Source organism: Nocardia sp. NPDC005978 (assembly GCF_040614455.1).
Lineage (GTDB): Bacteria > Actinomycetota > Actinomycetes > Mycobacteriales > Mycobacteriaceae > Nocardia.
Map to the genome: position 1 here is coordinate 1 of NZ_JBEXUS010000169.1, position 11,799 is coordinate 11,799.

The 11,799-nt window shown below is 69.6% G+C and carries 14 protein-coding genes and 1 riboswitch; of the genes, 7 read left to right on the top strand and 7 right to left on the bottom strand.

All coding sequences use genetic code 11. The features are described 5' to 3' along the window. Window positions 1–96: 96 nt before the first annotated feature. Together ABZ319_RS38245 and ABZ319_RS38250 are read right to left on the bottom strand one after the other, a co-directional pair. Window positions 97–1,161, bottom strand: a complete 1,065-nt coding sequence (locus tag ABZ319_RS38245) for a diacylglycerol kinase (RefSeq protein WP_354991479.1) — start codon at window positions 1,159–1,161, stop codon at window positions 97–99. Window positions 1,162–1,174: 13 nt separating this feature from the next. Beyond that, entirely contained in the window at window positions 1,175–1,963 is a 789-nt protein-coding gene (locus tag ABZ319_RS38250; RefSeq protein ID WP_354991480.1) for an SDR family oxidoreductase, read from the bottom strand. A 159-nt stretch (window positions 1,964–2,122) separates the two neighbouring features. Here ABZ319_RS38250 and ABZ319_RS38255 point away from each other — a divergent pair, with 159 nt between their 5' ends. The 3 genes from ABZ319_RS38255 to ABZ319_RS38265 all read left to right on the top strand — a co-directional run bounded on the left by ABZ319_RS38255 (window position 2,123) and on the right by ABZ319_RS38265 (window position 3,786). Next, on the top strand, window positions 2,123–2,755 hold the full coding sequence (locus ABZ319_RS38255) for a TetR family transcriptional regulator (protein WP_354991481.1): 633 nt from the start codon (window positions 2,123–2,125) through the stop codon (window positions 2,753–2,755). A gap of 137 nt (window positions 2,756–2,892) precedes the next feature. Beyond that, window positions 2,893–3,336, top strand: a complete 444-nt coding sequence (locus tag ABZ319_RS38260) for a DUF2752 domain-containing protein (protein WP_354991482.1) — start codon at window positions 2,893–2,895, stop codon at window positions 3,334–3,336. 261 nt (window positions 3,337–3,597) lie between these two features. Continuing rightward, window positions 3,598–3,786 (top strand): hypothetical protein, encoded by a 189-nt coding sequence (locus ABZ319_RS38265; RefSeq protein ID WP_354991483.1) that lies wholly within the window; start codon window positions 3,598–3,600, stop codon window positions 3,784–3,786. A gap of 130 nt (window positions 3,787–3,916) precedes the next feature. On the opposite strand, the gene ABZ319_RS38270 is transcribed toward ABZ319_RS38265, so the two are convergent. Next, complete coding sequence (locus ABZ319_RS38270; RefSeq protein WP_354991484.1) at window positions 3,917–5,230, bottom strand: aminotransferase class V-fold PLP-dependent enzyme; 1,314 nt, start codon at window positions 5,228–5,230, stop codon at window positions 3,917–3,919. A gap of 50 nt (window positions 5,231–5,280) precedes the next feature. Next, a riboswitch (SAM riboswitch) is annotated at window positions 5,281–5,394 on the bottom strand. 183 nt (window positions 5,395–5,577) lie between these two features. Here ABZ319_RS38270 and ABZ319_RS38275 point away from each other — a divergent pair. Next, window positions 5,578–6,237, top strand: coding sequence for a biliverdin-producing heme oxygenase (locus ABZ319_RS38275; RefSeq protein WP_354991485.1), 660 nt, complete (start codon window positions 5,578–5,580; stop codon window positions 6,235–6,237). A 118-nt stretch (window positions 6,238–6,355) separates the two neighbouring features. Then, window positions 6,356–6,991: a LysE family translocator gene (locus ABZ319_RS38280; protein ID WP_354991486.1), complete on the top strand. Its 636-nt coding sequence runs from the start codon at window positions 6,356–6,358 to the stop codon at window positions 6,989–6,991. A 94-nt stretch (window positions 6,992–7,085) separates the two neighbouring features. Here the strand turns inward: ABZ319_RS38280 and ABZ319_RS38285 are convergent, their stop codons facing one another. The 3 genes from ABZ319_RS38285 to ABZ319_RS38295 are packed head-to-tail and all read right to left on the bottom strand — an operon-like array spanning window position 7,086 to window position 8,487. After that, the gene (locus ABZ319_RS38285; protein ID WP_354991487.1) at window positions 7,086–7,634 is read right to left on the bottom strand and encodes a flavin reductase family protein; all 549 of its coding nucleotides are present in this window, start codon (window positions 7,632–7,634) and stop codon (window positions 7,086–7,088) included. Between the two features lie 19 nt (window positions 7,635–7,653). After that, window positions 7,654–8,127, bottom strand: coding sequence for a YbaK/EbsC family protein (locus ABZ319_RS38290; RefSeq protein ID WP_354991488.1), 474 nt, complete (start codon window positions 8,125–8,127; stop codon window positions 7,654–7,656). Between the two features lie 39 nt (window positions 8,128–8,166). Next, window positions 8,167–8,487, bottom strand: a complete 321-nt coding sequence (locus ABZ319_RS38295) for a 2-oxo-4-hydroxy-4-carboxy-5-ureidoimidazoline decarboxylase (RefSeq protein ID WP_354991489.1) — start codon at window positions 8,485–8,487, stop codon at window positions 8,167–8,169. A gap of 147 nt (window positions 8,488–8,634) precedes the next feature. On the opposite strand from ABZ319_RS38295, the gene ABZ319_RS38300 reads away from it, so the two are divergent. Further along, on the top strand, window positions 8,635–9,453 hold the full coding sequence (locus tag ABZ319_RS38300; RefSeq protein ID WP_354991490.1) for a crotonase/enoyl-CoA hydratase family protein: 819 nt from the start codon (window positions 8,635–8,637) through the stop codon (window positions 9,451–9,453). Between the two features lie 72 nt (window positions 9,454–9,525). On the opposite strand, the gene ppa is transcribed toward ABZ319_RS38300, so the two are convergent. After that, entirely contained in the window at window positions 9,526–10,014 is a 489-nt protein-coding gene (ppa, locus tag ABZ319_RS38305) for an inorganic diphosphatase (RefSeq protein ID WP_354991491.1), read from the bottom strand. Window positions 10,015–10,197: 183 nt separating this feature from the next. Between ppa and dacB the strand changes: the two genes are divergently transcribed. After that, entirely contained in the window at window positions 10,198–11,622 is a 1,425-nt protein-coding gene (gene dacB, locus ABZ319_RS38310) for a D-alanyl-D-alanine carboxypeptidase/D-alanyl-D-alanine-endopeptidase (protein ID WP_354991492.1), read from the top strand. The last annotated feature ends 177 nt before the right edge of the window (window positions 11,623–11,799 follow it).

Here is an 11,799-nt window from a genome sequence, read left to right on the forward strand (position 1 = left end):
GATACCTCGGTATCGGGGGCCTTTTCGTGCGGTGGGGCGGGTTTTCGGGTGTTGTGCACAGGCCCGGGACGGGTGGGGATGGATCCGGCGGACCGGTCAGGAGAACAGGCCGCGGCCGGTCGTCAGGGGGAGGTCGGTGGCGGTCAGGAGGCCGGGGCGGGCCGTGACCACCGCGGGGACCGCGCTGACCAGGCGGGCCGCCGTGCCTACCACGCCCGCTTCGGCGTGGTCGCCGTTGCTGTAGAGCTGCAGGTCCAGGGTGTAGTCGGGTTCGCCCTTGATTTCCACTCGGTAGCAACCCTTTCCGGCCGGTTGGGGCCAGTCGGGGGCCAGGTCGGGGTGCAGGCGGGTGACGTGTTCGAGGGTCAGGAAGGTGCGGTCGCCGCGGACGCCGTGCAGTTGGAAGCGCAGGGCCGCGGCGGTGCCGGGTTCGATGACCCGGTCGCCGACCTTGATCGGTTCGGTGGCCGGGACGCGTTCGAAATGCTGTGTCACGGTGTCTATTTCGACATCGAGGGCGTTGGCGAGCTGGCGGATGACGCTGCCCCAGGCGAGGGTGAGGACGCCGGGTTGCAGGAGCAGGGGCAGGTCGTCCAGGGCGCTGCCGAAGCCCATGATGTCGAAGACGACCTTGGGGTTGTCGTAGGTGGAGTAGTCCATGATCTCCGAGCAGACGATGGCGTCTATCCGCTCCGAGCCGCTGGAGAGCACCAGGGGCAGCCAGTCGTTGGCCCAGCCGGGGTCGATGCCGTTCACCCAGAGCGAGGCGTTGCCCGCCTCGGCGGCTTCGATGATGGGGGCGATGGCCTCGTCGGGCAGGGTCCCGTAGGGGAATTGCAGGAAGACTGGGCTGCTGGAGACCACGTTGATGCCCGCGCGCAGGAACGTCTTCAGATCCTCGACCGATTCCATGAGGCGGTCGTCGGCCATGGCGGTGTGGACTATGCAGTCCGGTTTCAAGGCGATGAGGGCCGCGGCGTCGGTGGTCGCGAGGATGCCGGTTTCGCGGTCCAGGCCCGCGAGTTCGCCCGCGTCCTTACCCGCCTTGGCGGGGCCGGATACCCAGACGCCGACCAGGTCGAGTTCGGGCCGGGCCAGGATCGAGCGCAGGGCGCGACGGCCGACGTTGCCGGTACTCCATTGGACTACGCGATATGTCATGACGGACTCCGGTTCACAGGTCGGGCAGGCCGAGTTCGAGGTTGGGGGCCTCGATGCCGCCGTCGACCTCGAGGATCTTGCCGGTGATGTAGCCGCCGGCGGGGGAGCACAGGAAGACGATCGCCGCGGCGATCTCCCAGGGCTCGCCGAGGCGCTTGAGCGGGGTCGCGGACTCCATGCGGGCCTTGATCTCCGGGTTCTGGGCGACGACGTCCAGGGCCGAGGTCAGCACCGAGCCGACGGCGATGGCGTTCACCCGGATGCGCGGGGACAGGTCGGTGGCGGCCATGCGGGTCCAGTGCGCGAGGGCGGCCTTGGCGGTGCCGTAGGCCAGGAAGCCGCGGCCGGCGGTGCGGCCGAGCATGGAGGAGATGGACACGACCGAACCGCCGCCGGTCGCGAGCAGGTGCGGGACGGCGGCCTGGGTGAGGGCGTGCGCGGTGGAGACGTTGAAGCGGAAGGCGTCTTCCAGGAACTGCGGCGAGGTGGTGGTGAAGGTGTTCGGCATGGTGCCGCCGACGTTGTTGACGACGATGTCGAGGCGGCCGAGTTCGGCGGCGGCCCGGTCCGCGAAGGCGGTGACGTTCGACAGGTCCGACAGGTCGCCGGGCACGGTGATCGCCCGGCGGCCCAGGGCGCGAATCTTGCCCGCCACCTCCTCGATCTGCGCCGGGGTGCGGGCGGCCAGGGCCACGTCGGCGCCCGCTTCGGCGAGGGCGAGCGCGGTGGCGGCGCCGATGCCGCGGCCCGCGCCGGTCACGATGGCCACGCGGCCGTCCAGTCGGAAAGAATCAAGAATCATCGGGTGCGGTCCCCTCTCGGTGATGACGGTCACACGAAGCTTTAAGAACATTCGCTTAACTGTCAAGGAAGAGTTCTTTCCGCGCTGGTGGCGGCTATTCTGCTTACGGTGGAACCGTGCTCGGGAGTGCGGTCGGCTGGCGATGAGGGAGGTGCGGCGGTGGCGGTGACCGAGGCGCGGGAACGGATCATCCTCGCGGCGGAACGGCTGATCGCGGAGCGCGGGCAGAGCGTGCCGCTGCGTGACATCGCCGCTGCGGCCGGGCAGCGGAACAATTCGGCGATCCAGTATCACTTCGGCTCGCGGGACGGGCTCATCGAAGCGGTGGTCGAACTGCGGATGGGCACCCTCGAGGTGCGGCGGCTGGAACTGCTTGCGGAGCAGGCGGGTTCGGGCGCCGAAGTCGGGGTGCACGAACTGCTCGAGGCACTGGTCATCCCCATGTTCGAGCTGGGGGAGCGGCACGGGATCAACCACTACGCGCGCTTCCTGGAGCAGGTGCACACCCATCCGGCGGTCACCGACGCGAGCAATCTGGAGAGCGAGGCGCGCACCTCGGTGCGAGTCATCATGCAGCGCTTGGACGGTGCGCTGCCGGAGCTGACCCCGCGCCTGCGGGTGCGGCGGTTGCGCGCGCTGTCCACGGCGCTGTTCGCGCTGCTCGCCGATCACGAGCGCGCGGTGGAAGCCGGGCGGATCGCCGCGGGGGATGTGGATGCCTGGGGAGAAATCGTGGACATGCTCGCGGGGGCGCTCACCGCGCCGGTCAGCACCCGCGTGCCGCTGCGCTGACCGACCCTGTCCGAGCCGAGCCGAGCCGAGCCCGGGTGCGAGTCGATTAATTTCCCGCACACCGATTCCGGTCCCCGGGGGTGCGAAGTCGACGGTGACCTGGCAGGTCCCGATGGTCGCCGCTAACGTTGATGCTCGTGGACACCGCTCTCGGCTTCGAATCCAGGACCCGCCCCAACCGGTGGGGCGTGGGCCTTCCGTTGCTCGTGGGCGCCGGGGTGGCGGCGGGGTTCGCGGCCCTGCATTTTCGCGATCCGCACGTGGAGGGATCGTGGGGGCTGTGCCCCTTCCAGGTGCTCACCGGATATTGGTGCCCCGGCTGCGGCGGCCTGCGCGGCCTGCACAACCTGACCGACGGCCGGGTGCTCGACGCGATCCAGAGCAACGTGCTGATCGTCCCGCTGCTGCTCGGCTTCCTCGCTTTCTGGAGCGTGTGGCTGGTCCGCGCCTGGCGCGGCAACCCGAAGCCTCGACTACCCAAGGTGCTGCCGCGCTCCGCGCTGTGGATAGTCCTGGTTCTGCTCTTCGCCTTCACCGTGCTGCGCAATACCCCGTGGGGGACGTGGCTCGCACCGGTGTGAGAGACGGGTCGTGGCGGACCGTGCACCTGTGGATGATTCGTCGGCGGATCGCCTCTTGAACGGGATGTATCGGGCATTTCGTGCGCTCAGTGCCGGTCGGCAGGTTGTGCACAGCTGTGGATAACTCGGCGGTGCATCGAATTCCGGTTGGCATCGAGTTCCGCGGTGCGCTGGGGCCGGGGCCTCGTCGCAGGTAGCGAGTGCCGGGCTCCGGCGGCGTGCCGGGGGAATGAGAACCGGCGGCCGGGGCATGCTCTCGCTATGAGCGATTCGTTGCGGGAGCGGGTGCGGGCCAAGCTGATCCGGCAGTTGGCGGAGGACGGTCCGCCCGACATCGAGCAGGAGGACGGGCGGCAGCTGTCCGTGCAGGACGATCTCGATCTGCTGAACGCCGTGGGCGACGACGACCCGGTGGTGGAGGAGCTCGCCGCGCGGTACCTGGTGCCGTAGCGCGATCATCGACGGATCGGATCGCGGTGCACCCGCGATCTCGAACCGGTCCTGTTCCCGGTGGCCGTGATTCACGCGCCGCGCGCGGTCGCACCGAATCCGACTTCGATGCGACCGCACGGCCGGGACGTCAGAACCCGCAGGGCGCCGCGCCCGCGTCGGTGGCGGCGAAGGGGCGGGTTTCGGGGGCGGGGTTCCACTGGCCGTCGGTCTCGGCGTAGTCCCAGCCCGGGCCCTTGTGGACGAGTGTGGATATCGCGTCCACGAGGCGATCGACATCGGTCGCGGTGGTGCCGAGCCCGATGCTGGCCCGCAGCGCCGCGTCCACGCCGAGGCGGGCCAGCAGCGGGTGGGCGCAGAACCGCCCGTCGCGTACCCCGATGCCGTGTTCGGCCGACAGATACGCCGCGACCCGGCCGGGTTCGAAGCCTTCCACCGTGAACGCGACGATGCCTACCGCGTCGGCGCTGTCCCGCCAGATCCGCAGGAAGTTCACGCCCGGAACGGTTTTCAGGCCGTAGCGCAGCCGGTGCGTGAGGTACCGCTCGTGCTCGAGCACCTCGGTCTCGTCCAGGCCGGCCAGGGCGTCGCAGGCCGCCGCCAGCGCGGCCACGCCCAGGACGTTGGGCGACCCGGCCTCGTGGCGCTGTGGGGCGGGCGCCCACTCCACGCCGTCCGTGCTGACCGCGCGCACCGCACCGCCGCCGGCCAGGTACGGCTCGGCCGCGTCGAGCCAGTCGCGGCGGCCGACCAGCACGCCCGCGCCGAACGGCGCGTACGCCTTGTGCCCGGAGAAGGCCAGGTAGTCGATGCCCGCGGCGCGCAGGTCGATGCGCCGGTGCGGGGCCAGCTGTGCGGCGTCCACCAGGATGCGGGTCCCGCACTGATGCGCGATCCAGGCCAGCCGCTCGAGCGGGAGCAGTTCGCCGGTCACATTGGACGCGCCCGTGATCGCCAGCAGCGCTGCGGGTTTGGCGCAGAGTTCGGCGACCACGCGCTGAATGGTCTCCTCGACGGTGTCCGCGGCGGGTACCACCCGGCGGCCGTGCCGGGTCCACGGCAGGAAGTTGGCGTGGTGCTCGACATCGAGCACCACGGTGTCACCGGGCACGCAGGCGGCTAGCAGGTTCAGCGCGTCGGTGGTGTTGCGGGTGAACACCACGACCTGGTCGTCGTCGGCGTTGAGGAAGCGGGCGACCGAACCCCGCGCGGCCTCGTAGCAGTCGGTGGAGATGCGCGAGGCGTAGCCCGCGCCGCGGTGCACGCTGGCGTAGTACGGCAGCAGCGCCGCGACGCGGTCGGTGACCTGCGCCAAAGCCGGTGCGCTGGCGGCGTAGTCGAAGTTGGCGTAGCCGGTCTCGCCACCTTGGACGAGGGGAACCCGCAGGTCGCAACCGGAGACGGTGGCGAGCGGGGCACAGGAGCGGTCGGCGAATGCAGTCATCACGAAATCCCATCGGGGCAAGGGACGCGCGATCAGAATGGGTGATCGAGAGTCCGCGCTTGCCGCGCCCGGTCGGGCGGCGGCCCGGTCGTCACCTGGAGCACCCCACCGCGGAGGAGGGTTGCCGACCAGCTAGCCAGGGCTTTGCGCTGGTACTCATGACCTGATTGAGAAGGCTGGCAGACGTTCGGCGGGATTGTCAAGCCCTTCCGGAAAATCATCCGAAAGTTGGAAGGGCAGGGGCGGAAAGGTCGAATCGCGAGAACGTTGCTGACCCGTACAGTCGATGTAGAAGTTAGGGTAGCCAAAGTAGTGCGCCCTGGGAGTTGAAGCGAGGATGCTCGATCATGTTGGAGACCAGCACACCGTTCTCGACGCTCATCCGCACCGCGACCGAGCAGCAGCACGCCGAGGCGGAGCATTCCACGTTCATGCGCGACCTGCTCACCGGTCAGCTGGGCGTCGAGGCGTTCTACCGGTACACCTCGCAGCTGTGGTTCGTCTACGAGGCACTCGAAAAGGACACGGCCGCACTGGCTTCGGACCCCGCGGCGGGTCCGTTCATCCGCCCGGAACTGGCGCGCCTGGCCGCGCTGGAGACCGATCTCGTCCATCTGGGCGGCCCGAACTGGCGCGATGAGCTGACCGCGCTGCCCGCCACCGCCGCCTACGCGGCCCGGGTGCGCGAATGCGCGCAGACCTGGCCCGCCGGCTACGTGGTGCATCACTACACCCGCTACCTGGGCGATCTCTCGGGCGGCCAGGTCATTCGCGGCACCGCCGAGAAACTGTGGAACCTGCCCAAGAAGGGCGACGGCGTGCGGTTCTACGTCTTCGACGAGATCGCCAATCCGGCCGCCTTCAAGCGCGAGTACCGGGCGAGCCTGGACGCGCTGCCGCTGGCCGGCGACGAGGTCGAGCGCGTGCTGGACGAGGCCCGCCTCGCCTTCTCCCTGAACACCGACGTGTTCCGTGAACTGGGCACGGAATTCGGCGCGCGAATCTGAATTCCGGCCGCCCGGAAGGCCGCCGGCCCGTTTCATCAGGGCGGACGGCGGCCCGCGCCGAGCTCACCCATGGCGGTATTCCCTTGCATTCACCCCGGTGATGCGCTGCCATGGGTGAGTGAGTCCCGCTCTGCTGCTGAGCTTTATCGGGTTGTGCGTGCTGCTGGCCCTGACCCCCGGTCCGGACACCTTCCTGGTGCTGCGCTACGCCATGGCTGGGCCGCGCCCGGCGATCGCGGCCGCGGCGGGTTCGGCGGCGGGCGGCATAGTCTGGGCGCTGGTGGTGGCGGCGGGCGTCGCGGCGCTGCTGGAACAGTCGGCCACCGCGTATCGCGCGCTGAAGGTGATCGGCGGAATCTACCTGGTGTACTTGGGCGTTCGGGCGCTGCTCGCGCACAGGCGGGCCCGGCGGGAGGCGGAGTCCGAACTCGCGCAGGCCGCCCCGCAGGGCCGTGCGGCGTCGATTCGCTCGGCATTCGCCGCCGGTTTGCTGTCCTGCGTGCTGAACCCGAAGGTCGGGCTTTTCTATCTCGCGGTGCTGCCGCAGTTCCTCACCGAGGTGACGTTCGCGAACACCCTGGCCCTGGGCGCCATCGAATCCGTCATCGCCGCAATCGAAATGGTGCTGCTGGCCATGGCGGCCGCGCGGGCGGTGGAACTGCTGAAGCGACCGCGGGTGCGGGACCGGCTGGAGCAGTTGAGCGCGGGCATTCTCGCGGCCCTGGGCGTGGGCACCGCGGCCTCGGCGACCTAGGGCACCCGAACGGCCTCGCGACCCGGTGCACCCGCACGGTGGCGGCGGTTCAGCGCACCGGCGTGGCGGCGAACCGCCACGGCACGGCTCGAAATCAGTCCGCGATCTCCGCGCGGTGATATGCCCCGTCGTAGTACACCAGCGGCCCGACCGCGGGCGCGTCCTCGGTGTTGTCGTGCACCCGCGTGACGAGTCCGATGACGAGGGTGTGATCCCCGATCGGAATCAGCTGGTGCACGTTCGCGCGCACCCAGATCGGGGTGCCGTGCAGCACCGGTTCGCTCGTCTCCAGTGACGTCCATAGGGAACGGTCGGTGAACCGGTCGTCGGCGGACCGGCTGAAGCGCTGCGCGAGGTGTTTCTGATGCTCGCCGAGGAAGTGCACGACGAAGGATTCGGCCTTGGTCATGGCGGCGATGCTCGACGAGGTGGCCGCGATGTTGAACGAGATGAGCGGTGGCTGGGCGGAGAGCGAGGCGAACGAGGTCGCGGTGAAACCGACCGGCCCGTTCTCGGAGTTCAGCGTGACGATGGTGACGCCCGCCGGATAGTGCCGCATGGCGGCTCGGTACTGCTGGGCGGTGATGCCGCTCAGGTCGTCGGGCACATGGAGCTCGGCGCCGGGCGTCGGAGAATCGGTCACGCTCCGAACCTACGCCCTTTCAGTCCACGTCGATGGCCAGCCCGGCGGTGATGCGCACCAGTTCGCCGAAGGTGGTGCGGAAGACCGTGTTCGGATGCCCGCCGGCTGCCCACAGCTCCCCGTGGGCGGCCAGCGCGGTATCGATGAAGGTCGGCAGATTGAGCGGATGCCCGACCGGCGCGATCCCGCCGTCCGGTTGCCCGGTCAACCGCCGGACCATGGCGACGGGGGCGCGGCAGAGCGTCCCGTCCAATCTTCGGCCGGTCGTTTCCAGATTCACCTGGTGCGCGCCCGAGACCAGGAGCAGCACCGGATCGTCGTCCAGCAGGAAGACCAGGGATGTGGTGATCGCTCCCAGATCGACCCCCAGTGCCTGGGCGGCGTCCTGCGCGGTGTGTGCGGGACGGGGCTGGGTGAGGATCACCCCGTGATGCCCGCGGGCGATGAGTGTGTCGGAGACTCTGGCAGCGACCGGTGGTAAGGACCTGCGCATGGGACAAGGGTAGAGCGATTGCGGTGGATGTGCCGGGGTTCAGTATTCGGGATATCCCTCTTCCGGTCCGAGCATGCGGGTGAGGCGCGCACGGGTGATGCGGGCCAGCTCGATCACGGAGCGTTCCGAAACGGATTCGTGCGCACAGGAATCGAAGGCTTCGGCCAGGCCGGCGGCGGACAGGGCGTGCAGTTCGGCGTCGGCGGCGGTGTGGAGGGCTTGGTAGCCCGGATAGGGTCTGCCGTCGGCGATCTCCTCGGCCCAGGTGACGCTGCAGCAGCATTCGTAGAGGGCGTGGATCGCACGGCGGCGGGGGAGTGAATTGAAGTGGTCGAGGCCGATTCCGTGATGCATCAACATCAAGGTCTCCACAGGTAGAGGCGGGTTTTCCGAGGGTCCGTCAATCCTCGATCCCGCGACCCGCCGGAAACCAGTGCGGCGCAGCAGATTTAGCACAGGGTTTACACCGCCCGCCCGGACCGCCCGCACCCCCGATACGCTGGACCGATGACCGATTGGAAGGCTTTCGAGGTCGAGAGCAAGGACCACGTCGCGACGGTGACGCTGACCGGCCCCGGCAAGGGCAATGCCATGGGCCCGGACTTCTGGCGTGAGCTGCCGCTCATCTTCGGCGAACTCGACGCCGACCCCGAGGTGCGGGCCGTCGTGCTCGCCGGTTCGGGTAAGCATTTCTCCTACGGGCTGGACCTGCCCGCCATGGCGCCGGTCTTCGGGCCGCTGCTCGGTGGCGCGCTGGCCGGGCCGCGCACCGACTTCCTCAAGCAGGTGCGCAGCATGCAGGATTCGGTCACCGCGGTGGCGGCCTGCACCAAGCCGGTGATCGCGGCCGTGCAGGGCTGGTGCATCGGCGGCGGCCTGGACCTGATCGCGGCCGCCGACATCCGGCTGGCCAGCGCCGACGCCAAGTTCAGCCTGCGCGAGGCCAAGGTCGCCATCGTGGCGGACATCGGGTCGCTGCACCGGCTGCCCGGCATCATCGGCGAGGGGCATCTGCGGGAGCTCGCGTACACCGCCAAGGACATCGACGCCGCGCGTGCGGAGAAGATCGGCCTGGTCAACGACGTGTTCGAGGATCAGGACGCCGTGCTGGCGGCCGCGCACGCCATGGCCCGCGAGATCGCGGACAACCCGCCGCTGGTGGTGCAGGGCATCAAGGACGTGCTCGAGCAGCCCAAGGTGGGCAAGGTCGCGGACGGGCTGCGCTACGTGTCGGCGTGGAATTCGGCGTTCCTGCCCTCGGAGGATCTGACCGAGGCGATTCAGGCCGTGTTCGAGAAGCGCGCACCGCGCTTCCAGGGGAAGTAACGACTCTCGTAGCCGTGAAAACGAAAGGGTGGCACGGAATTCCGTGCCACCCTTCGTCGTGTCAGCGCGTGCTCAGTGGCCCTGCTCCTGCAGGCGCGCGTACGCCTCGGTGACCAGCTTCTCCGCCTTCTCGCGGCCTTCCCAGCCCTCGACCTTGACCCACTTGCCGGGCTCGAGGTCCTTGTAGCGCTCGAAGAAGTGCGAGATCTCCTTGCGCTGGAACTCCGGGATGTCCTCGACGTCCTGGATGTGGTTCCAGCGCTTGTCGCCGGCGGGCACCGCGACGAGCTTCTCGTCGGTGCCGGCCTCGTCGCTCATGATGAGCACGCCGACGGGACGGGCCTCCACGATCACGCCCGGGAAGACCGGCTCGGGCAGCAGCACCATGCAATCGAGGGGATCGCCGTCGCCGCCGAGGGTGTTCTCGATGTAGCCGTAGTCGGCCGGGTACATCATCGGGGTGTACAGGTAGCGGTCCAGCCGCACGCGTCCGGTCTCGTGATCAACCTCGTATTTGTTGCGCTGACCCCGGGGGATCTCGATGGTGACGTCGAACTCCACGTCATCTCCTTTTTCGGTGGGCGGTAGGGCTGCCGACTCGCCAGCTCGTTCGGGGGAACGACTGCGCAACGAGGATAGTGTGGGACCCGGGTGCGTGGGTTCGGCAGGGACGCCCGAGGCGGACATCGACGCCCGTGGCAGACATCAGGGAGACGGCGGCAGGTGGCTCGGAACAAGCAGAACATGGGTGGGCTGGAAGCCAAGCGGCGTCGCAAAACCTGGATCGTGGTGTCATCGGTGCTGGTCGTCGTGCTGGCGGCGGGTACGGCCGTGGTGCTGACGGTGCAGCCGTGGACCGAGGAGTTTCGCCACGGTGGCTTGACGATCGCCGCGGCGCCGGCGGCGGTGCGACCGATGCCGCAGGTGAGCCCGGCGCCCGCGACCGCGCCCGCGCCCTCGGCCGCCGGGCTGGCGGCCGCGCTGGCGCAGGTGTCGACCACGCCGGATCTGGGTGTCTTCGCGGCGTCGGTGACCGACGCCGAGACCGGAAACGTGCTCTGGACAATGGATCCCGACAAGCCGATGATTCCGGCGTCCAACGCCAAGGTTCTGCTGAGCGCCGCCGCGCTGCTGGCGCTGCCGCCGGATCACCGGGTGACCACCCGGGTGGTGGCCGGGACGGTGGGCAACGAGCTGGTGCTGGTCGGCGGCGGCGATCCCACGCTCACCGCGCAGCCCGATGGCAAGGGGTATTACGAGAACGGTCCCCGGATCGCGGACCTGGTCCAGCAGATCAAGAAGTCGGGCCGCAAGTTCGACACCATCGTGGTGGACACCTCCGCGTACGCGGGGCCGACCCTGGCCAAGGGCTGGGATCCGGTCGATATCGGCGGCGGGTCCATCGCGCCCATCGAATCGGTGATGATCGACGGCGGGCGGCTCGATCCGATGGTCGAGTACTCCCCGCGCACCACCACCCCCGCGCTGGACGCCGGGCGGCGGCTGGCGCGGGAGCTGGGCGTCGACCCGGACAAGACCCGGATCGGCACCGCTTCCCCGGGTGCGGTCGAGGTCGCCGCGGTGCACTCCGCGCCGCTGCGGGATCGGCTGCGCGACATGATGGTTCATTCCGACGACGTGCTGGCCGAGACCATCGGGCGCGAGATCGCGGCGGCGGCCGGCGCGGAGCTGTCCTTCGACGGCACTGTCTCCGCGATGGGGACCACGTTGCGCGCCGCCGGATTCGACACCACGGGCCTCGCGCTGTTCGACACCAGCGGCCTCTCGGTCGACGATCTGATTCCGCCGCGCCTGCTCGATCGCCTGGTCGCGGTCGCGGCGCTGCCGTACAACGCTGGTGCGCAAGCCACTTCGGGCGCGGACGCGGGCGCCGCGGATCCGCTCGCCGCGCTGCTGGACTATCTCCCGGTCGCGGGGGCCACCGGGACCCTGGCCGAGCGCTACACCGAGCGCAATCGCGCGGCCGCCGGCTGGGTTCGCGCCAAGACCGGAACTCTGGACGTGGCAAGCTCGTTGGTGGGGTATGTGCTCGATAACGACGGGCGCGTACTCACCTTCGCGCTGATGTCGAACCAGCGGCTCCCCGCAGCGAGCCGTCCGGCCCTGGACGCCTTCACCGCGGTCCTGCGCAATTGTGGCTGCTCCTGACGGGTGGATTGAATATGACCGAATCGCGAGACAGTTCGGCCCCGGGCGTGCCCGCCGGTGAGCATCGGGACGGCGTGCTGGTCGAGACCGGCGCCCGCTCCCGTTCGGCGCTGACCGGCGCGGTGGACTGGGCGCTGGCCGCCCGCACCGGCGCCGCGCTGGTGCCCGCGGGCCCGC

Bases quoted from the DNA above. Each gene is read 5' to 3' on its own strand.
- ABZ319_RS38245 (WP_354991479.1), bottom strand. From the start codon at position 1,161: ATGACATATCGCGTAGTCCAATGGAGTACCGGCAACGTCGGCCGTCGC.
- ABZ319_RS38250 (WP_354991480.1), bottom strand. From the start codon at position 1,963: ATGATTCTTGATTCTTTCCGACTGGACGGCCGCGTGGCCATCGTGACC.
- ABZ319_RS38265 (WP_354991483.1), top strand. From the start codon at position 3,598: ATGAGCGATTCGTTGCGGGAGCGGGTGCGGGCCAAGCTGATCCGGCAG.
- ABZ319_RS38270 (WP_354991484.1), bottom strand. From the start codon at position 5,230: ATGACTGCATTCGCCGACCGCTCCTGTGCCCCGCTCGCCACCGTCTCC.
- ABZ319_RS38275 (WP_354991485.1), top strand. From the start codon at position 5,578: ATGTTGGAGACCAGCACACCGTTCTCGACGCTCATCCGCACCGCGACC.
- ABZ319_RS38290 (WP_354991488.1), bottom strand. From the start codon at position 8,127: ATGCGCAGGTCCTTACCACCGGTCGCTGCCAGAGTCTCCGACACACTC.
- ABZ319_RS38295 (WP_354991489.1), bottom strand. From the start codon at position 8,487: ATGTTGATGCATCACGGAATCGGCCTCGACCACTTCAATTCACTCCCC.
- ABZ319_RS38300 (WP_354991490.1), top strand. From the start codon at position 8,635: ATGACCGATTGGAAGGCTTTCGAGGTCGAGAGCAAGGACCACGTCGCG.
- dacB (WP_354991492.1), top strand. From the start codon at position 10,198: ATGGGTGGGCTGGAAGCCAAGCGGCGTCGCAAAACCTGGATCGTGGTG.